At 55.2% G+C, this 20,145-nt stretch carries 19 protein-coding genes; 8 read left to right on the top strand and 11 right to left on the bottom strand.

The window, feature by feature from the left end; genetic code table 11:
* Entirely contained in the window at positions 1–606 is a 606-nt protein-coding gene (gene coaE / locus ACP7AJ_RS01445) for a dephospho-CoA kinase (protein WP_426058406.1), read from the top strand.
* A gap of 57 nt (positions 607–663) precedes the next feature.
* On the opposite strand, the gene ACP7AJ_RS01440 is transcribed toward coaE, so the two are convergent.
* The gene (locus tag ACP7AJ_RS01440; RefSeq protein WP_046244304.1) at positions 664–984 is read right to left on the bottom strand and encodes an ArsR/SmtB family transcription factor; all 321 of its coding nucleotides are present in this window, start codon (positions 982–984) and stop codon (positions 664–666) included.
* Positions 985–1,257: 273 nt separating this feature from the next.
* Here ACP7AJ_RS01440 and ACP7AJ_RS01435 point away from each other — a divergent pair, with 273 nt between their 5' ends.
* The 3 genes from ACP7AJ_RS01435 to ACP7AJ_RS01425 all read left to right on the top strand — a co-directional run bounded on the left by ACP7AJ_RS01435 (position 1,258) and on the right by ACP7AJ_RS01425 (position 4,858).
* Entirely contained in the window at positions 1,258–2,487 is a 1,230-nt protein-coding gene (locus ACP7AJ_RS01435) for a Glu/Leu/Phe/Val dehydrogenase dimerization domain-containing protein (protein ID WP_426058405.1), read from the top strand.
* Positions 2,488–2,822: 335 nt separating this feature from the next.
* Positions 2,823–3,566, top strand: a complete 744-nt coding sequence (locus ACP7AJ_RS01430; protein WP_426058893.1) for a TIGR00730 family Rossman fold protein — start codon at positions 2,823–2,825, stop codon at positions 3,564–3,566.
* 98 nt (positions 3,567–3,664) lie between these two features.
* Positions 3,665–4,858, top strand: coding sequence for a lycopene cyclase family protein (locus ACP7AJ_RS01425; RefSeq protein ID WP_426058404.1), 1,194 nt, complete (start codon positions 3,665–3,667; stop codon positions 4,856–4,858).
* A 19-nt stretch (positions 4,859–4,877) separates the two neighbouring features.
* On the opposite strand, the gene ACP7AJ_RS01420 is transcribed toward ACP7AJ_RS01425, so the two are convergent.
* The 3 genes from ACP7AJ_RS01420 to ACP7AJ_RS01410 all read right to left on the bottom strand — a co-directional run bounded on the left by ACP7AJ_RS01420 (position 4,878) and on the right by ACP7AJ_RS01410 (position 7,346).
* On the bottom strand, positions 4,878–5,549 hold the full coding sequence (locus tag ACP7AJ_RS01420; RefSeq protein WP_426058403.1) for an ABC transporter ATP-binding protein: 672 nt from the start codon (positions 5,547–5,549) through the stop codon (positions 4,878–4,880).
* A 156-nt stretch (positions 5,550–5,705) separates the two neighbouring features.
* Positions 5,706–5,927: a DUF2795 domain-containing protein gene (locus ACP7AJ_RS01415; RefSeq protein WP_035561220.1), complete on the bottom strand. Its 222-nt coding sequence runs from the start codon at positions 5,925–5,927 to the stop codon at positions 5,706–5,708.
* Positions 5,928–6,029: 102 nt separating this feature from the next.
* Entirely contained in the window at positions 6,030–7,346 is a 1,317-nt protein-coding gene (locus ACP7AJ_RS01410; protein WP_426058402.1) for a DUF349 domain-containing protein, read from the bottom strand.
* A gap of 338 nt (positions 7,347–7,684) precedes the next feature.
* Here ACP7AJ_RS01410 and ettA point away from each other — a divergent pair, with 338 nt between their 5' ends.
* A complete protein-coding gene (ettA, locus tag ACP7AJ_RS01405) occupies positions 7,685–9,349 on the top strand; it encodes an energy-dependent translational throttle protein EttA (RefSeq protein ID WP_426058401.1) in 1,665 nt (554 codons plus the stop codon).
* Positions 9,350–9,534: 185 nt separating this feature from the next.
* Here ettA and ACP7AJ_RS01400 read toward each other — a convergent pair whose 3' ends face one another.
* From ACP7AJ_RS01400 to panC, 6 genes are all read right to left on the bottom strand, one after another.
* The gene (locus ACP7AJ_RS01400) at positions 9,535–10,389 is read right to left on the bottom strand and encodes an SMP-30/gluconolactonase/LRE family protein (protein ID WP_426058400.1); all 855 of its coding nucleotides are present in this window, start codon (positions 10,387–10,389) and stop codon (positions 9,535–9,537) included.
* A gap of 420 nt (positions 10,390–10,809) precedes the next feature.
* A complete protein-coding gene (locus ACP7AJ_RS01395; RefSeq protein WP_426058399.1) occupies positions 10,810–11,433 on the bottom strand; it encodes a DNA-binding response regulator in 624 nt (207 codons plus the stop codon).
* 204 nt (positions 11,434–11,637) lie between these two features.
* Positions 11,638–12,315: a zinc metallopeptidase gene (locus ACP7AJ_RS01390; RefSeq protein WP_426058398.1), complete on the bottom strand. Its 678-nt coding sequence runs from the start codon at positions 12,313–12,315 to the stop codon at positions 11,638–11,640.
* Positions 12,316–12,396: 81 nt separating this feature from the next.
* Positions 12,397–12,882 carry a D-glycero-beta-D-manno-heptose 1-phosphate adenylyltransferase gene (gene rfaE2 / locus ACP7AJ_RS01385; RefSeq protein WP_426058397.1) on the bottom strand — a complete coding sequence of 162 codons (486 nt, stop codon included), beginning with the start codon at positions 12,880–12,882 and terminating at the stop codon, positions 12,397–12,399.
* An 81-nt stretch (positions 12,883–12,963) separates the two neighbouring features.
* Entirely contained in the window at positions 12,964–13,989 is a 1,026-nt protein-coding gene (locus ACP7AJ_RS01380) for a lysylphosphatidylglycerol synthase transmembrane domain-containing protein (protein ID WP_426058396.1), read from the bottom strand.
* Positions 13,990–14,039: 50 nt separating this feature from the next.
* Complete coding sequence (panC, locus tag ACP7AJ_RS01375) at positions 14,040–14,894, bottom strand: pantoate--beta-alanine ligase (RefSeq protein WP_426058395.1); 855 nt, start codon at positions 14,892–14,894, stop codon at positions 14,040–14,042.
* 118 nt (positions 14,895–15,012) lie between these two features.
* Between panC and ACP7AJ_RS01370 the strand changes: the two genes are divergently transcribed.
* The 3 genes from ACP7AJ_RS01370 to glmS all read left to right on the top strand — a co-directional run bounded on the left by ACP7AJ_RS01370 (position 15,013) and on the right by glmS (position 19,246).
* The gene (locus ACP7AJ_RS01370) at positions 15,013–15,825 is read left to right on the top strand and encodes a glycogen/starch synthase (RefSeq protein ID WP_092671354.1); all 813 of its coding nucleotides are present in this window, start codon (positions 15,013–15,015) and stop codon (positions 15,823–15,825) included.
* Positions 15,809–17,332: a DUF4270 family protein gene (locus tag ACP7AJ_RS01365; protein ID WP_426058394.1), complete on the top strand. Its 1,524-nt coding sequence runs from the start codon at positions 15,809–15,811 to the stop codon at positions 17,330–17,332. Before ACP7AJ_RS01370 ends, ACP7AJ_RS01365 begins: the two co-directional genes overlap by 17 nt.
* Before the next feature lie 78 nt (positions 17,333–17,410).
* The gene (glmS, locus tag ACP7AJ_RS01360) at positions 17,411–19,246 is read left to right on the top strand and encodes a glutamine--fructose-6-phosphate transaminase (isomerizing) (RefSeq protein ID WP_426058393.1); all 1,836 of its coding nucleotides are present in this window, start codon (positions 17,411–17,413) and stop codon (positions 19,244–19,246) included.
* Positions 19,247–19,393: 147 nt separating this feature from the next.
* Here the strand turns inward: glmS and ACP7AJ_RS01355 are convergent, their stop codons facing one another.
* Positions 19,394–20,098, bottom strand: coding sequence for a 3-hydroxyacyl-CoA dehydrogenase family protein (locus tag ACP7AJ_RS01355; protein WP_426058392.1), 705 nt, complete (start codon positions 20,096–20,098; stop codon positions 19,394–19,396).
* Positions 20,099–20,145: the final 47 nt, after the last annotated feature.

The following is a 20,145-nucleotide window of genomic DNA, read 5'->3' as shown; positions in this document are numbered from 1 at the left end:
ATGCTGCGCATTGGCATCACTGGCGGAATAGGTTCGGGCAAGAGCATTGTCAGCCGCTTGTTTCACGCGCTGGGCGTGCCCATATATGACGCCGACACCCGCGCCCGCTGGGTGATGGAAAACGACGCGAAGCTACGCCAGCAGCTGACTGATGCCTTCGGCCCAACTACCTATGATGCCGCTGGCCGGTTGAACCGGCCGGTGCTGGCGGGCACAGTATTCAACAACCCTGCCTTGCTGACACAGCTCAACTCGCTGGTGCATCCACACGTGGGCACCGATTTTGAACGCTGGGCAAAGGCGCAGCAACAAGCCGGGCACCCGTATGTGCTGAAAGAAGCGGCACTGCTTTTTGAAGCAGGCTCTTACCGGCAGCTCGACCGCATTATTACTGTATTTGCCCCGGTAGCGGTGCGCGAGGCCCGCGTGCTGCGCCGCGACCTGCACCGCTCGCCGGCCGACGTGCAGGCCATCATGGCTAAGCAGCTGAGCGAGGAAGAGAAGGTGCACCGCGCCGACTACGTCCTGACCAACGACGAGGTACTTCCGCTCCTGCCTCAGGTGCTGGCCCTGCACACTACCCTCAGCGCTGGGTTGAGGGCATAAAAAAAGCCGTTTTTCGCAAAACAGCTTCTTTCACCATGTTTTAGCTCGTCGCTACGACTACAGCTTGCCCGAATAATCTTCGAGGGTATCAATCACCTTCAGCAGCTGAGGAACTGCCAGGGAATAGTAAATCTTCGTGCCAATTTTGCTGGATTTCAGCACACCGCGGTCCTTGAGAGTGATGAGGTGCTGCGAAGCAATGGCCTGGGGGAGGTCGAGGGCTTGGTAAATGTCGGTAACGGACATTTGGCTGTCTTTGCCTTTAGTCTTGCCTAATAAGTCAACGATAGCCAACCGCTTGGGATGGGAGAGAACCTTGAGCATAGCCGCGGCACGGTCCAACTGTTGCGCTTCTACACGCGAATGCAATGGTTTCATGAGTCGATAAAAAGTAAAATGGAAAAGGAAGAGTAGAATCTAAGGGCAGAAAATGGAAGAGTAGAATAACCGCAATACATCGGTGCTCCATGGGTAGTTCCGAGGGTTGATGTAAAATAGTTGGAAAGAAACCGATTACTTCTACAATACATGAGTATTCAAACCTCTTTATTTCTACGTTAAATGCAATTTTTGTGTTTCAGCGGCTTAAGGGTTGCGGTCTAACTTTGTACTCCTGTATATTATTCTGCATCCTTTCAGTAGCCCCACCCCATGCTCGACCTGCTTACCAAATTTGAAAACAAACGCCCCGAAATCGTCTTCGAATGGAAAGACTCGGAAACTGATGCCGAGGGGTGGGTGGTAATCAACTCTTTGCGCGGCGGTGCTGCCGGGGGCGGCACCCGCATGCGCAAGGGGCTGGATAAGCGCGAAGTGGAGAGCTTGGCAAAAACAATGGAAGTGAAGTTCACGGTGTCGGGCCCGGCAATCGGGGGCGCAAAGTCGGGTATCAATTTCGACCCCCAGGACCCGCGCAAGCGAGGAGTATTGGAGCGCTGGTACCGCGCAGTCATTCCATTATTGAAAAACTACTACGGCACCGGCGGTGACCTTAACGTTGATGAGATACATGAGGTTATACCTATTACTGAAGAATATGGTCTTTGGCACCCGCAGGAGGGCGTTGTAACTGGACATTACCACGCCACGGAACCCCAAAAAATCCAGAAACTTGGTCAGCTTCGGCAAGGGGTAATAAAAGTGGTAGAAGACGCTACTTTTTCCCCCAACTTAGCCCGCAAATACACCGTGGCCGACCTCATCACCGGCTACGGTGTAGCCGAGGCCGTGCGACACTACTACCGCCTCTGGCCCCAAACGGACTTGCGCGGGCAGCGCGCCATCATTCAGGGCTGGGGCAATGTGGGAGCCGCCGCCGCTTACTACTTGGCGGGGCAGGGCGTGCGCATCGTGGGCATTATCGACCGGGCCGGGGGCTTATTGAATCCCGAAGGCTTAGGTTTGGAAGAAATCCGGGCGCTGTTGTTGGCACGCCAGGGTAATGCCTTAACGGCCGGCAACCTCCTTTCGTTCAATGAGGTGAACGAGAAGGTCTGGTCCATGGGCGCCGACATTTTTATACCGGCCGCTTCCTCGCGCCTCGTGGCCCGGGAACAGGTAGAGCAGCTACTGGCCGGCGGCCTGAAAGTAATTAGCTGCGGCGCCAACGTGCCTTTTTCCGACCCGGAAATATTCTTTGGCCCCACCGGAGAGTTTGCCGACCGGCACACGGCCGTCATTCCCGACTTCATTGCCAACTGCGGCATGGCCCGCGTGTTTGCCTACCTCATGGAAACCGGCGCCGAAATTACCGACCAAGCCATTTTCGCCGACACCTCGCGCATTATTGGGGCCGCGCTGGAACGCACACACCAGGAAAACGCTCATCCCACGGGCATTGCTCAGCGCTCATTCGAGATGGCTCTGCGGCAATTGGTCTGAAGCATCAGCCCGCAAACCATTCATTTATCACATCTTACTGTAATCAAAAGCCGAAGTTGGGAATCTGTTCCGGCTTTGAACTAGTTCAGATGCAGTAATACATCAAGACATCACTGTTTTATCATAACAATTTGGTAACTTTGACGCCCTACTTTTAATCGCCCCTTTTTCGGGGCGATTTTGTTTTGGCAGGAATTCCCACAGCAACTATGTCTACAATCAAAAGAGAAAAAACCAGCAAGACCAAGATGTCGGACGACATGTTGAACGCTGGCAGCGGCAAAACCATCAAGCAGCCCAACGTCAACGACGACAAGCTGACTTCCATCAGCGAGATGCGGGAGCAGGGCGGCGGCCACCCGGCCTTGGCCAGCGAAGACGAGCAGCGCCTGCGCCGCGCCTTTGTGGATAAGGACTGGAACGAAATCAAAATCGCCGACAGCTGGCAGATTTTCAAAGTGATGGCCGAGTTCGTGGAAGGCTTCGAGAAGATGTCCAAAATCGGCCCTTGCGTCAGCATCTTCGGTTCGGCCCGCACCAAGCCCGACAACCCCTACTACCAGATGGCCGAAGAAATTGCGGCCAAGCTGGTGCGCCACGGCTACGGTGTTATCACGGGCGGTGGCCCCGGCATCATGGAAGCCGGCAACAAGGGTGCCCGCTCCGAGGGTGGCAAGTCGGTGGGTCTTAACATTGAGTTGCCCTTCGAGCAAACCCACAACATCTACATCGACCAAGACAAGTGCATCGATTTCGATTACTTCTTCGTGCGGAAAGTGATGTTTGTAAAGTACGCGCAAGCCTTCGTGGGCATGCCCGGCGGCTTTGGCACCCTCGACGAACTGTTTGAGGCCATGACGCTGATTCAAACCAAGAAAATCAGCCGCTTCCCCATCGTGTTGGTAGGTTCAGCTTATTGGAGCGGCCTGTTTAAATGGGTAGAGGAAGTGATGCTGCACGAGGAGCACAACATATCGCCCGAAGACATGAACCTGGTGCAGATAGTGGACGATGCCAGCGAGGCAGTAAAAATCATTGATGACTTCTATCACAAGTACCTGCTGTCGCCGAACTTCTAAGAAGCCCGCCAGTTTACCGGTAACAAAATCAGCCGAGCCGCGAGGTCCGGCTTTTTTTTGCGCCTGTGTGTGCCACTTTTGTAGCCTGCTCCTGCTCCATGCCTACTGCCGACGCCCGCTTCGATTATGACTACCTCCTCGTGGGCGGCGGAGCGGCGGGCCTCAGCTTGGCTTACTACATGGCCCAGGAGCCGCGCTTAGCCGGCAAGAAGGTCCTGATTATTGAGCCAGAAGCTAAGAACCAGAACGACCGCACCTGGTCGTACTGGGCCGATAAACCGATGGTATTTGATGGCCTCGCAGCTCACGATTGGGGGCAGATTGCTTTCCGCAGCCCCGACTTTGAGAAGGTGATAGACCTTGGTGCCTACCGCTACCGCATGATTCGAGGGCTGGAATATTACGACTTTGTCCGCCGGGCGCTTACTGCCAACGCTCAGTTCACACTCGTAAAAGGCACCGTTGAGCAGCTGCACAACACTGCCACCGGTGTGGAAGCCCATAGCAGCGCCGGCCAGTTCACAGCTCGCTACGCATTCGACAGCCGCCCGCCTGACCTCCGGCAACTGCAGCAGCCGCAGAAGCATCGTTACTTGTTGCAGCACTTCGTGGGCTGGGAAGTAGCCACCGATACCGACGTATTTGACCCGGCCGTGGTGGAGTTCATGGACTTCCGGGGCGAGCAGCACCACGAGGCGAGGTTTATTTATGTGTTGCCTTTTTCCAAGCGCAAAGCGCTGGTAGAATACACATTATTTTCAGAGACGCCTCTGGCGAAAGCCGAGTATGAAGCGGCTATCCGGGAATACCTAGAAGCAACGTTGGGAGTTAAGGATTACCGCATTGAGGCGGAAGAAATTGGGGCTATTCCCATGACTGACCACCCGCTGCCGGCCCGAGTTGGCGCCCGTATCATTAACATAGGCACTCGGGGCGGCAGGGCCAAGCCCAGCACGGGATACGCGTTCAAACGCATTCAGCAGCAGTCTGAGCGGCTGGTGGCGGCCTTGGCTGCTACAGGCCGGCCCCCAGCCGACCCCACGGGCGACAAGTGGCAATTTCATTTATTCGATACCCTCCTGCTCGACATTATGAAGCGGCGCGGCGAAACCACGCGCGACATCTTCCGGGAGCTGTTCGAGCGCAATCCCGTCGAGCGCATCTTCCGCTTTCTGGACGAAACCACTTCCTGGGCCGATAACCTCCGGGTGATGAACTCTGTGTCGCCGGGGCCATTTATGCGCTCTATTGCGCAAGTACTGCGCGGCAAGCCGGGCAGCCGGGCTCTTTAATTGGCAGCTACTGCCCACTTCACTCCTTTCTATGCGAAGCGTACGAGGGTGCTTGTTCCAGCACCTCACGAGCAGCCTGCACGGTGGCGGAGGACAGCACTCGCAGCTGCGGCTGCGGTTCAGATAGGTTAAGCAAATAACCTTTTAGCGCAGGCAGATTATCTAGGTCGTGCGTGCTGCAGAGCACGGTTTTCTTTTTTTCCGTCACCCAATCGTGCACGAGGCTAAAGACCTGACGGCGGTAGTACACATCGAGTTGCTGCGTAGGCTCATCGAGCAAGTACACTTGGGCATCTTGCAAGCTGAGCTGAGCCAGCCACACCAATTGCTGCTCGCCCCCGGAAAGCTCCGTGAAGTCACGCATTGCCAGGTGCCCCACGCCTACACGCAGCAAAGCAGCGTCGGCCAAGGCATAGTCGACGGGAGAATAAGCACTAAGCAGGCCGTGGTGCCGATAGCGGCCCATTACCACCAGCTCACGCACTGCGATGGAAAAACCTATGCTGCCGCGCTGGGGCAAGTAGCCCAGCAAGCCCGCCGCTGCCGCTCGGCGCAGCCCCCGCACCTCCTGGCCCAGCAGTTGCGCGCTGCCCTCATATGGCAACTGGCCCGTGAGCACCCGAAACAAGGTGGTTTTGCCACTGCCGTTGTGGCCTACAAGGGCCACAAAAGCCGGCTCTGGCAGGCACAAAAAAAGGTTGCGGACTAGTACCCTTCCGGGGTAGCCCGCAACCAGATTCTTTGCGCAAAGCGCAGGAGTTATGAGTTGTGAATTATGAGTTGTAAGTCCCTGTGATAAATCATCAATAGACTCATAATCCATAATTTACAACTCATAATTTAAAACCTAATACTCGTCCTCGTTGAACATGAAGTCCTCTTTGGTCGGGTAGTCGGGCCATACTTCCTCGATGTTTTCGTAGGGCTGGCCGTCGTCTTCCAGGGCTTGCAAGTTCTCAACCACTTCCATGGGCGCACCCGAGCGGATAGAAAAGTCAATCAGTTCGTCTTTGGTGGCGGGCCAGGGAGCATCTTCCAGGTAGGAAGCGAGTTCGAGTGTCCAATACATAGTGAGAAGGATAAAAAAAGGTTGGCGAAGGTAACGGTTTCCAGTTAAAACGCAAGCCAGAAAATACGTTGAAATTCGACAACGCAATAAGTGGGCGCAATGTTAGCCCGCGGTCTGGGCTTGCTGGCTGAATAAAGCAATTAAGTCGTTTTTCGTGCGGATTTTGCGCTCGAATGAACGGATTTTGGTTTGAAGCATCTGGCGGAAAGCGTCATTGGCGCTGCTGGGGCTGAGCTTGTCGAGGTTGTCGCGCAGCACTTCCAACTCCTGGTGGTCGTCTTTGAGCAGCTCCCGCAGGGTGTTGGCGCGAAACCGGGCGCGCTCAGCGGGTGAGCCGGTGGGCTCCCCGCCCACACGCTTGCGCAGGTGATACTCGAGGGCGCTCAGCTCAAAAATCTTATCACAAGCCACCATAAAGCGCTGCCAGATGCGGTCCGATTCCTCGCCTCGCACAGTGCCTACCTGTTTCCATTCGGCCTGCAGGGCTTTGGCCTGGTGAATGGCTTCCTGGGGCGGCACGCTCATCAAGGCCTCGGCACGGTCGGCCAGGGCGCGCTTGCGGGCCAGCAGCTCATCGGGAGAAGCCGGCGAACCTGGGCTACTGCTGGCCTGCTGGGTAGCAATGTGCACCTTGAGGCGCTCGAAGAAGTGGTTGTTGGCCGCCCGGAAGCGAGTCCATAGTTCCGAAGCCTGTTTTTTGGGCAGAGAGCCGTTCACTTCGCGCCACGCTTGCTGCAGCTGCTTGAGCTGGCGCGAAGTGGTTTCGAACTGGTCGGAGTTTTTGAGGTTTTCGGCTTGCTGAATGAGCTCACGGTAGCGGTTTTGCACCCGCGAAGTCATAGCTTTTTTATCGGATTGGAAAGCTTTGCGCCGGTCGAAAAACACTTGAATCGCCGTCTGGAAGCGGTGTTCCAGCTCATCGGTCATCTCCTTATCCACGGGGCCGGTTTTAAGCCATCCCTGGCGCAGGTCCTTCACCTTTTCGCTGGCCGATATCCATTCCACGCTGTCGCGCAGAGCCTCGGCTTCGTGAATGAAGCCGATTTTCGTGGCCAGGTTTTTCTCGCGGTTTCGGGCCACGGTCACGGCTATAGACTGCTCGGCTTCGATGAGGCGGCGTTGCAAGCCGGTGAAGTCGCCGAGGCCATCGTAGCTCAGCAGCTGCTCTTTGAGGTGCAGTGCCTTCATCAGAAACGAGCCTTTGTTCTCGCTGGCTTCCATTCGGGCAAGCAGCGTGTCAACTTTGGCGCGTAGGGCTTCAAAACGTTGCCCGAAATAAAGCAGCGCGGCATCGTCCGATTCTTTGACCAGGCCTATCTGGCGGGCGGGCTGGCCCAACACCGGGCGCAGCCATACACCGCCGGCTTCCACGTAGCCATAGCGCTTGGCTTCGGCCAGCAAGGGGTCGGTTGGTTCCATACAAAAATTAAGCTCGTGGGTAGGAGTGTGGAATAGGTATACGGCTGAAACGTGGAATGGGGAAAGGATTACAAGTTTACGGTAAAAACGCGATGAATTGCTGTGTTCTTTCAGTAATGAGGTGGTGCAGCAAAGAAGTTAAACAAAAACGAGCCCGCGAGGTGGCAAGGCCATAAGGGAGCCGGACGAGAAAAGGTGTGGTTTACCAAGGCGCCCCTGCCGTACTTTGCCCTTCAGCTGCTGTAGCAGGCAGTGCCCTGTTACAAGGCCTGGGTTTATTTACCTTCTGGTATTCATCTCATTCCCTTATCCTTTCCTTACCCCAACACCCAACCTCCATGAGCGACCAGACCATCATTTTCAGCATGGCCGGCGTGAGTAAGATTTACCCACCCCAGAAGCAAGTTCTCAAAAATATTTATCTCTCGTTTTTCTACGGTGCCAAAATCGGTGTGCTCGGCCTCAACGGCTCGGGCAAGTCGAGCTTGCTGAAAATTATTGCCGGCGTCGACAAGCAATTTCAGGGCGAAGTAGTGTTTTCGCCGGGCTACTCGGTGGGCTACCTGGAACAGGAGCCCCAGCTCGACCCCACCAAAACGGTGCGCGAAGTAGTAGAAGAAGGCGTGGCCGAAACGGTGGCCATGCTGAAGGAGTTTGACGAAATCAACGAAGCCTTTGGCGCCGAAGACGCCGACTTCGACAAGCTGCTTGACCGCCAGGGCAAGGTGCAGGAACGCCTCGACCAGCTCGACGCCTGGAACCTGGACTCGAAGCTGGAGCGCGCCATGGATGCTTTGCGCACCCCGGCCCATGAGGCCATTATCGGCAACCTTTCGGGCGGTGAAAAGCGCCGCGTGGCCCTCTGCCGCCTGCTGCTGCAAGAGCCTGATGTGCTGCTGCTGGACGAACCCACCAACCACCTTGACGCCGAAAGCGTGCTGTGGCTGGAGCAGCACCTGCAGCAATACAAGGGAACCGTCATTGCCGTGACCCACGACCGGTACTTCCTCGACAACGTAGCCGGCTGGATTCTAGAGCTGGACCGTGGTTCGGGCATACCGTGGAAGGGCAACTACAGCAGCTGGCTGGAGCAGAAAACCACCCGCATGGCCCAAGAAGAGAACACCGAAAGCAAGCGCATGAAAACCCTGCAGCGTGAGCTGGATTGGGTGCGTATGTCGCCGAAAGCGCGTCAGAGCAAAGGCAAAGCCCGCCTGGCCAACTACGACAAGCTGGCCAGCGAGGAAGCCAAGGACAAGGAGCAGAAGCTGGAACTGTTCATCCCCGACGGCCCGCGTCTGGGAGCCCAGGTTATTGAGGCCGAAGGACTGACGAAGGCGTTTGGCGACAAGCTGCTGTTTGAGAACCTAAGCTTCTCGCTGCCGCAGGGCGGCATTGTAGGCATCATTGGGCCGAACGGCGCGGGCAAAACCACGCTTTTCCGAATGATAACCGACCAGATGAAGCCCGACGCGGGCACGTTTGAAGTTGGTCCTACTGTGCAGACCGCCTACATCGACCAGCAGCACGACACGCTGGACCCTACCAAGTCGGTGTTCGACACCATCACGGGTGGCACCGAAACCATGCTGCTGGCCGGCCGGCCCGTGAACTCCCGCGCTTACGTGAGCAAATTTAACTTCGGCGGTGGCGACCAGGAGAAGAAGGTGGGCATGCTTTCGGGCGGTGAGAAAAACCGCGTGCACCTGGCCATGACGCTCAAGCAGGGCGCCAACCTATTGCTGCTCGATGAGCCTACCAACGACTTGGACGTAAACGCCATTCGGGCGCTGGAAGACGCGCTGGAAAACTTTGCTGGCTGCGCTGTTATCATCAGCCACGACCGGTGGTTCCTGGACCGGTTGGCTACGCACATCCTGGCCTTTGAGGGCGACTCGGAGGTGGTGTGGTTCGAGGGCAACTTCACGGACTACGAGGAGGCCAAGCGCAAGCGGCTGGGCGATGTTGAGCCCAAGCGCGTGCGGTATAAGAAGCTGGGCTAAGCCAGCCGTGCCCACAGCTTCATTGGAAGGCCTGCGCCAATAAGGCGTGGGCCTTTTTTGTGCCTATTCGGTGCAACAACATTATGGTTTCGCTGATAATCTTAATGTGCGAACCGAAATGGCTCCACTCAGGAAGTGGCTCAGCTGGATAGATAATAGGGCAGGCTCCTAGCGTTCAGCTTGCCTTACTGCACGCCTTTCACCCGCATGGGCAGGATAAACGCTGCCTCAGAGGCAGTGATAAACAACGTCTTCCGCTCTTTGCCACCAAAGCAGAGGTTGGCAGTCCAGCCGGCTGGCACGTCGATTTGTTGGATTTGCTGGCCCGCCGAACTGTAAACTGTGACGCCCTTGCCGGTGAGGTACACATTGCCTTCGTTGTCGATGGTCATACCATCAGAACCTTGTGCGACGAACAGTTGGCGGTTGGTGAGTTTGCCATCCGCGCTTATTTCATAACGGTAGGTCTTGTTGGCTTTGATGTCGGCCACGTAAAGCAGACGGCCATCCGGCGTGCCAACAATGCCATTGGGCTGCTGCAACTGGTCGTCGGCTACCACGGGCTGCGTCTGGCCTTTGGGTAGAAAGTATAGCTTTTGGCCACCCAGATTCGGGTCGGGCTCGGTGCGGGTCCAGTAGGGTCGCTGGTAGTAAGGATCTGTGAAGTAAATGCCGCCGTTGCGCGGGTGCGGCCAGAGGTCGTTGGGGCCATTAAGGCGGTGACCTTGCACGTTGTCTAGCAAAACGGTGACGTTGCCATCCGGCGAAATGGACCAAAGTTGGTTTTGCTCATCGGCACAGGCCAACAGGTTTCCTTGCTTATCAAAATAGAGTCCGTTTGAGCGGCCCGTCTTTTCGAGGAAGACGCTGAGTTTGCCGCTGGTGTCGAACTTCCAGATTTTATCGTTGGGCTGGTCAGTGAAGAATATATTGCCAGCCTTGTCAACAGCTGGGCCTTCAGTGAATTTGAACTGGCGCGCCACGAGTTGCGGCGTGGCCGAACCAGCGAGAATAGAATTGGATTTAGTGCTTTGAGCCATGACTATATCCATAACGCCGACACTGCCAACTAGGTATAGAAGTACAAAGCAGGGAGCAAACTTAAAATAGGACATTGTAGAGGAGGGAATTAAGGCAGCTCTTGAAAGGCCAGACTGGTATAGCGCCAAAAGGCAGTTAGAGGTTGAATTGGTTCTAAACCTCCAAACCGGTCGGCAGGAAGCCCTTTATCAATGGGCACTTTATTCCTCAGCATACGCAATAGTCCACCAGCATTGCCAATTGCGGGCGACTCAGTCATAAAAAAGACTGAACAACGCACGGACAAAACGTTAGCCATTGGTGAGTTTTCAACCCCTAAGCATAACCAGCCCCGTTCCTTATGCGCAACAGCATAAACGGGAGTACCTCAATGTTGCCAATGACTGTTTGTTATTCAAATCAATTTTAGCACTGAACTTTCAAGCAACCCATCCCTCCCGCACGGCTCGTGCCGCCAGCCCCACAAGCGTCTTGGTCCCAGCCTTTTGCAGCAGCATCCGGCGGTGGCTTTCTACTGTGCGAACACTTAGGCAGAGCTTATCTGCGATTTCCGCGTTGCAGTAGTCCGCCACTACCAAGCTGAGCACCTGTAGCTCGCGCGGGCTGAAGCCATTGCCCAGGCCGCCCGTGCCGCGCCAAGAAGATTTAGCCAGTGCAGGAGCCGGCTGGTCGCTGAGCCACGACTCCAATGCCGAAACCAATGCTTCTGCCAGCGCCTGCCGCGACACCAGCAACCTTGTATCGGACCATGGCAAGGGGGCTGCGGAGGTGCAGGTCTCCGGGCTGGTGAGCAACAGCACCCGCTGCCTTGGGCTGGCCCGGTGCAGCTGCGTCAGCAAAGGCACTAACTGCAAACCAGGCAGCAAGTCATCGAGAATGAGCAGCCCGTAGGGCTGACTGCAAACCAAGTAAGCAACTTGGGTGACGTCGGCGGTGAGGGAAAGCCGCTGGTGGGGCCATTGCTCGTGGAGCAATGCTACCAGGCCCTCGCGATACAGCGTAGGCGCGGCAGCCACCAAGACAGTCGGGGTAGACGTTGTCATGGAGGAAAGCAGAAAAAGATGAAAAGGACAATCTATGTAACCACCCGCGCTGACAGCAATTGATGTTGAGGTTCACAGGGCGGATAGCATCACCAATTTAGAATTTTAAATCAAGTATTCAATATTTCAATAAAAATTTGAATAAAATAAAAAAGCCGCCGCCCTGCAAGCAGGACGGCGGCTAAGCTAGGTGTGGTGACAGCCTTAGTTGCGGCGGCTACCGCTCATGAAAATAGAAACGTAGTACAGGAGCGTAGCCAGGGAGCTAATAGCGGCAACTACATACGTCATAGCGGCCCACCACAGCGCATCTTTGGCCATGCCGTGCTCTTGGGTGGTTACCACCCCACGCTTATCCATCCAGGCCAGGGCCCGGCGTGAGGCATCAAATTCCACGGGCAGCGTCACGAAGGAGAACAGCGTGGTAAGGGAGAAAAGCGCAATGCCTACACCAAGCGGAATCATGCTGCGATTAATCATGAAGACACCTGCTAGTAGTATCCACGGCATGTAAGTAGACACGGCACTGAGCGCCGGCACCATGGCCGAGCGGAACTGCAGCATGGAATAAGCCGTGGCGTGCTGCACTGCGTGGCCGCACTCATGCGCCGCAATGGCTGCCGCTGCCGCACTGCGCTCGGCATATACGCCTTCGCTCAGGTTCACGGTTTTATCGGTGGGGTTGTAGTGGTCGGTGAGGCTGCCTGCGGTGCTGATGATGCGTACATCGGTAATGCCGTGGTCGGCGAGCATCAGCTCAGCAACTTGCGCGCCCGACAAATTCGCTTTGAGGCCAACCTGAGAGTACTCTTTGAATTTGCTCCGCAGGCGCCATTGAATGCCGAAGCTGACCAACATGAGCAGAATGAGAATAAGATACATAGTTCTGGTGAAGTTACTGGTGGTAAATTCTCGTTTTTCAGCAATGCCCCAACTGCCCATATGGCAACCGGAAAACAACCACTAAAAACGCGAGACACTCTTTATACGCTCGACAATGCGTGAAGTGCTGTAGCCTGGCACTAATGGCACCGTACGCACCTCTCCGCCCCTATTTAACACCAATTCGTGGCCTACAATTCCGTCAATTGTGTAATCATCGCCCTTTACCAATACGTCGGGTTGTACCAGTTCGATTAGGGCTAAGGGGGTAGTCTCGCCGAACAAGACTACTGCATCTACGAATGACAACGACGCGAGGATGCGCGCACGGGCCTCTTCGTCCTGCACGGGGCGGCCAGGCTTCAGGGCTCCTACCGAAGCATCCGTGTTCAGGCCCACTACCAAGGCACCGCCCAGGTGCCGGGCCTGCTCGAGGTAATCGACGTGGCCTAGGTGCAGCAAGTCGAAGCAGCCATTGGTAAACACCACCTTTCGGCCCTGCGTCCGCCAGCCAGCCACGGTAGCAGGCAGCTGCTCCCAAGTCAAAATTTTATCCTTTGTCCACATGGCTTTACTTATTAGGCCCCTTAGGTATCCACTATTTGAAAGCACCGCTCCTGAGTTGATGCGGTCCGTTAGTTATCGGCCTTAACGGCTAACGGACATCTGTTTTTGAGCAGCCGGCTTGCCAGAGTGAATAGCGCTGACAATAAAGCTGATACCACCCATCAACACCACCAGCATTGTTTGGGCACCATGCACAACCAGCGCGTAAGCAATGCCGGCTTCTTTGCTGATTCCATACACCAGCAAGGTGCTCTGAACCAGCACGTGAAATACCCCGATGCCGCCCGAAACCGGTGCAGCCATGCCAAAAGCACCAAAGGTGAGCACCGCCAAGCCGGCTTTCATATCTAGGCTGTAGGTTTCCGGGAAACACATAAAAGCTAGGTAATCCATCAAGTAATATACCAGCCAAGTGAAGCCAGTATGAAACAGAAACAGGCTCTTATTCTCCATTTTGCGAATACTGAACACCCCTGCCAGAAGTCCCTTCACAAAGGCTATTACCTTAACAAATAAGGCGTTCTCACGTAGCTTGTCTAAATTGCGCAAGAGCAGATAGCCAAACACAAAAGCCAGCAGCACCGCGATGCCTGCCACCGACAGCAGCACGTCGCGGTTAGCGGCCAAGGAATCGTATTTATCGACGAATAAGCTCTCAATAAACGCCCAGAACTTGTTGAATTCCAGCATCAACACTACTCCCAGTAGCAAAGCCAGTACCAGCACATCAATCACCCGCTCAGTGATGACCGTACCCAACGATACTTCTACCGGAACGCCACTGGTGCGCCGCAGCACTGAGCAGCGAATGACTTCGCCCATGCGCGGCAGCACAATGTTGGCCAAGTAGCCCACCATCATGGCGTGGTACACATTCCAATAGGACACGGTTTGGTGCGAGGCCGTGAGTTGCATCTTCCAGCGGTAGGCACGGCTGAAGTAACCCAGCACCGACAAAAACATGGTGATGCCCAACCAGAAATAATTAGCCGAACGGATGTAATGACCAATGGTCGACAAGTCCTGCCCGCGCACGGCATACCACATCAGCACCCCCGAGAGGGCCAGCAAAAGCGCATACTTAAAGATAGTGAGAAGATGTTTCAACCAGCTACTGTTGATTAGTGAATAGATAAGGAGGGCAAAGGTAAACCTGACTAGGCACCAGCCCCTACCATCACGTTATCAATCAACCGCACGCCGCCCAGATGCGCGGCCAAGCACAAGACCACGGCACGGCCCGTCACGTACTTCTCGAGAGGTTGCAAGGTCTGTGCATCAGCCACCTCAAAGTACTCAGGCGTCACCAGGGGTTCGTGGGCAAGCGTCCGCTCGGCATCAGCCCGCACTTGAGCCGGCAACACACCTTGTCGCACGTGCTCAGCGGCTGCTTCCAGCACCTGGTGCAGGAGCGGCGCAGCGGCGCGGGCGTCGGCCCCTAGCCGGAGGTTGCGCGAGGACATGGCCAGCCCGTCGGCTTCGCGGATGGTGGGGCAGGCCACTATTTCCAGGTCAAACGATAAGTCTGCCACCAGTTGGCGAATCACGGCCACCTGTTGCCAGTCTTTCTGGCCAAAGTAGGCCCGGTGCGGGCGCGCCAAATGAAAAAGTTTGCTCACTACCGTGGCTACACCGTTGAAATGACCAGGCCGGTGGGCTCCTTCCATCACCTGCTCCAAAGCACCAAAATCGAACCGGAGCACCGTTGGTTGGGGGTACATTTCGGGCACCGACGGCACAAAAAGAGCCGTGCAGCCCGCCGGCGCCAGCAGGGCCGCATCAGCCTCGGGAAGGCGTGGATAGAGCCGAAAGTCTTCGGCGTTGTTGAACTGCGTAGGGTTTACGAACAGGCTGGCTATCACTTCATCACAATCAGCACGAGCAGCTTGCACAAGTTGAAGGTGGCCGGCGTGCAACGCACCCATTGTGGGAACCAAGCCCACCCGTTTGCCGGCTCGACGAGCCTGTTCGGTGTAGGCTTGCAACCCGGCGGCAGTAGTAAGTATCTGCATAGAAGAGGAAGGCAATTGAGGTAGCCTCCAAAGTAGCTTTTATTGATTTTCCGCTCAAAATTGTTTAATTTTGTGCACCCATAGCATGGCCTTGTCCCATTCTCTTCAATAATCCCTTATGTCGAAGCTACGAATCCTCTACGCGGCCACCGAAATTGACCCATTCCTACAGACTACGAAAGTAGCTGAAATGCTGCGTCGGCTGCCCGCCAGCATGCAGGAAATGGGATGCGAAATTCGCATTTTCGTGCCACGTTTTGGCATTATCAATGAGCGCAAGAACCGGTTGCACGAAGTAGTGCGCCTTTCTGGCATCAATATCGCCGTGGGAGATGATGAAAAGCCCTTGGTTATCAAGGTTGCTTCGATTCCGACGGCAAAGTTGCAAGTTTATTTTATTGATAACGAAGATTATTTCCACCGCAAGTCGGCTTTGGTCGACAAAAACGATAAGTTTTACGCCGACAACGACGAGCGCGCCATCTTCTTTTGCAAAGGTGTTCTCGAAACCGTAAAGAAACTCGGCTGGTCACCCAACATCGTGCATTGCAGCGACTGGATGACGGGCCTGATTCCGTTGTACCTGAAAACGACCTACAAAAAAGACCCGGTTTTCAAGGATGCCAAGTCGGTGTTTTCGATTTACAATAACGAGTTTGCCGACAAATTTGAGGGCAATATCCTGGAGAAAGCCAAAATGCTCGACATCGACGACGCCATGCTGGCCTCGCTGAAAACGGCGGACTTCAGCGGTTTCATCAAAATGGGCATGGAATATGCCGACACCGTGGTGCGGTCCGACGAGGACTTCAGCGACAACATGAACGGCATGTTCACGGAGTACGCGCTGCATCACCGGCTCAGCCAGGTTGCCACCGACGAAAACCTGCACTCTTCCTACCTAGCGCTCTACAATGAATTGGCTAACTAGCCGCTGTGCTCCCGTAGTGGCCTTGTCGGCGCTGGCCCTGGCCAGCTGCGATAAGGGCACCGATTTGAACGTTGACCTGCCCAATACCACGACCATCAGCACTGAGTACACGGAGTATAAAACTCCGCTGCTCGACGTGGCCACAGTACGCACCGCCTCGGTGCAAAGCCTGAAAACAGACCATTATTTAGTGGGCCGGCTGACCGATAACGTAGCCGGAACCACTGAAGCGCGCGCCTACCTGAACGTCGTAACCGCCAGTTCAAACGATTCGCTGCCTTCCAAACTAGGCCAGCCCGTTCTCGACTCGGTGGTGCTGGTGATGGGGTTCGATAAGGTGAATGGCAGCAGTGCAACGCCCGTGCGTTTCGACGTTTCTAACCTGCAAGCTCCATTAGATGAGCGGCAGCCTTACAACAGTGCCTCGGCTACGGCCAAGGGCGCTCTGTTGGGCCAAAACCTGATGAGCCGGCTCGACCGCACCACTGTGGTGGCGACGGACACCAGCACCCGACCGGTAACCACTTCCAAAGTAGCCGACCCAACGATACGTTTGGTATTGCAACGCAGCGGTGCCGTAGCATCCCCGTTTGCACCCGCACCCGCAGTATCCTCTGCCTTTTTCAGTAATTTATTTTCCACTCTGAAGGGCAGTGGCATGGCCTTTACCCAGGCACAACTCGACCGTGAACTGAAAGGCTTGGCTATTGAGCCCAGCCAGGGCTTTTCCTCGGCCATTGTCAGCTTCGGGCGGTCTTACAATGGCCGTCTCGCGTTCTTCTTTCATGATGCCGCCGTAGCTGCTCCTGTGGCACCGGCCCGCCGTCGGTGGCGCTCGTACTCGGTATTCCTTGGACCGATATACAGCAGTGGCGGAGCAGCCCCGGCACGGGACCCGCGCTACTACACTCAAATGAGCAGCAATCTGGCAGGCACTGATTTGAGCCGCTTGTCCGATGTGACGCAAGCGGTTGCATCTATAACCCTGAACGGGACCAGCTATGTACAAGAAGGCGTTGGGCTGAGCACCCGCGTTACGTTGAAAGGTCTGGAAACCCTCATGAACACGCCCGGCCTCATCATCAACCGCGCTGAGTTGCGAGTGCCAGTGAAGCCGTTCAGCAACGCACTGTTTCCAAATCCCCGCTACATCTACGCAGTAGAAGCCGATGCTAATAATAAGGTCTTGCAGCGTGTCGTAAATTTCCTTCCTACTGACCGCATTGTTCAAGCCGATGGCAGAAATCAGCTCCTGGTAGGCAGCAGAGCCCTGGGTGAACTGGAGGGGCCTTCCTCCCAGCAGTACTATACTTTAGTTATCACCAACTACTTACAGGCTTACCTTAACGATAAGTTAGGCGGCAATCCGGCTTCGTTGCTACTAGTGCCAGATAGTAGCCCCCTGCTTGCGAGCAGCACAGAACCTTCTACCTTGACCTTAGGACTAAACCGGGCAGTTATCGATGCTGCCAACGTGAGTTTGCGGGTTTATTACTCCAAACGATAAATTGCTAAGGGGCGGTATTTACTAGGTCCGCATATTCCCTTACCCTCAATTCTTTCAATTACTTAACCCCTTTCTGCCATGTGCGGCATTGTTGCTTATTTAGGTCACCGCGAGGCCTGTCCCATCATTCTCAAAGGCTTGCGCCGCCTCGAATACCGTGGCTATGACTCAGCCGGTGTTGCATTGCTTAATGGTGAGCTAAACGTCTATAAGAAAAAAGGCAAGGTTGCTGACTTAGAGAAATTTATTCTCGAGAAAGACACGCATGCCAACGTAGGCATGGGCCACACGCGCTGGGCAACCCACGGCGAGCCCAACGACGAGAACGCCCACCCCCACTACTCTACCTCGGAGCGGATTGCTATCATTCACAACGGCATTATTGAAAACTATGCTGCTTTGAAAACACACTTGCTGAAGCAGGGGCACACGTTTCAGTCGGATACGGACACGGAGGTATTCGTGAACCTGATTGAGGAAATAAAAAAGCAAAACTCCTGCTCGCTGGAAGAAGCAGTGCGGTTGGCCCTACACGAAGTAGTGGGCGCCTACGCCATTGTGGTACTCAGCAAGGATGCTCCTAACCAGCTTATTGCTGCCCGCAAAGGCTCGCCAATGGTAATTGGTATTGGCGAAGGAGAGTTTTTCATCGCCTCGGACGCTACGCCCATCATTGAGTACACGAACGAAGTTGTGTATGTGAATGACTACGAAGTAGTGGTTATCCGCGATGGGCAGCTGGAGATTCGCACCAAAGAAGATGTTAGCCAGACCCCATACATCCAGAAGCTGGAAATGGAGTTGGAGAGCATCGAAAAAGGTGGCTACGAGCACTTCATGCTGAAGGAGATTTTTGAGCAGCCCCGCTCAATCCTCGACTCCATGCGCGGACGCCTGGAACTTGAAGCTGGCCACCTGAACATGGGTGGAATCCGGGCCTACGAGCAAAAGTTTGTGAATGCCCAGCGCATCATCATTGTGGCCTGTGGCACGTCATGGCACGCCGGCTTGGTGGCCGAGTACCTGATTGAGGACTTGGCCCGCATTCCGGTGGAAGTGGAGTATGCGTCGGAATTCCGCTACCGCAACCCGGTCATCACGGAGCGTGACATTGTAATTGCTATTTCGCAAAGTGGCGAGACGGCCGATACATTGGCTGCTATTGAGTTAGCGAAGAGCAAAGGCGCTACCATCTTTGGGGTATGCAACGTGGTAGGCAGTAGCATTGCTCGCGCTACCGATGCGGGAGCTTATACCCACGCCGGCCCTGAAATTGGGGTGGCTTCCACCAAAGCCTTTACGGCTCAGGTAACCGTGCTGACCCTGCTGGCCATGATTATGGGTCAGAAGCGCGGCACTATTACCGACACCAAGCTGCGTGAGTTGATGGTGGAGCTGGACACGATTCCTTCGAAAGTGGAGAAGGCCTTGGAGTTGGACCATGAGATTCAGGCCATCGCCGAGATTTTCAAGGATGCTTCTAACTTCCTGTACCTGGGCCGTGGCTACAACTTCCCAGTAGCTCTGGAAGGCGCGCTCAAGCTTAAGGAAATCAGCTACATCCACGCCGAGGGCTACCCGGCTGCCGAGATGAAACACGGTCCGATTGCGCTGATTGACGAGAACATGCCGGTAGTAGTTATTGCTACCCGCGACAGCTCGTACGAGAAGGTGGTGAGCAACATTCAGGAGGTGAAGGCCCGCAAAGGCCGCATCATCGCCGTAGTGAGTGAGGGCGACAAGGTGATTCCGGCCATGGCCGAGTTCGTAATTGAAGTGCCCCACACCAGCGAAGTACTGATGCCATTGGTATCAGTGGTGCCGTTGCAGCTGCTGAGCTACCACATTGCCGTGTTGCGCGGCTGCAACGTGGACCAGCCTCGTAACCTAGCCAAGTCGGTTACGGTGGAGTAAGCTCTGAACAACGGATTTCGTGTCCGCTTATATCAAGGGTTAAAAACAGAAAAGGCCACTCATGCGAGTGGCCTTTTTCATGTTGCATGTTAAGCGACGAGATGCTTCGACTACAAAGTCCGTGCAATCCGAAGAAATCTCTGTGGTTCAAACAGCAAATGGTTCTCCGCGTAGCGCCTGCCGCTTAAGCAACGGGCATACTTTGTAGCGTTCATCGTGGGTATCATTCCACATGGCCTCTAGTACAGCGTATACGCGCTCCACGCCAATGGCATTGGCCCAGGCGAAAGGACCATGCGGGTAGTTAGTGCCGAGCTTCATCCCGAGGTCGATGTCCTGCATACTCGCGGTAGCTTCCTGTAAGGCGAAGCAGGCTTCGTTGATAATTTGACAGATGACGCGGGGCGTTACCAGGCCCACCCGGTCTTCCACTATGCGGTAGTTAGTGCCGAGGGCGGCGCAGGTCTCGGCCAGCTTCTGGCGGTTCGCTTCGTTATAGAGGCTAACTTCTAGTAGGGAGCGGTTGAGAAGGGTAGGCAAGCCACAAAAACCAAAAAGCATAGCGTCTGGTGCCACATCAGTCTCTCTCCATAGGTTTTCAAGCAGTGAATCGCACGATGCTTCCGCGAAAACGGGCAGGTTTGATGCGGAGAACAGCCGGAATGTTTGAGCGCTTTTAAAGCAAAAGACCACATCAGCAACCTGGGCAGCAACTTGGATTTCTCCGACCCGGAGGTTCTGTTCAGCAAGGTCGGCGTAATGGGTACTGAAGTACGTGTACTCGTGCCCCGGCCCAAACTTCTCGCGGAATTCCGCCTTTACGTGGTTGCCGTCGATGACCAGGATGTGCATGGTTTCGGTTGTTACTTTGGGCCAAAGATACCTTAACCAAACCCACC

Source organism: Hymenobacter sp. B1770, assembly GCF_049896385.1.
In the GTDB taxonomy this organism is placed as follows: domain Bacteria; phylum Bacteroidota; class Bacteroidia; order Cytophagales; family Hymenobacteraceae; genus Hymenobacter.
This window is presented reverse-complemented; position numbering and strand designations above follow the sequence as displayed.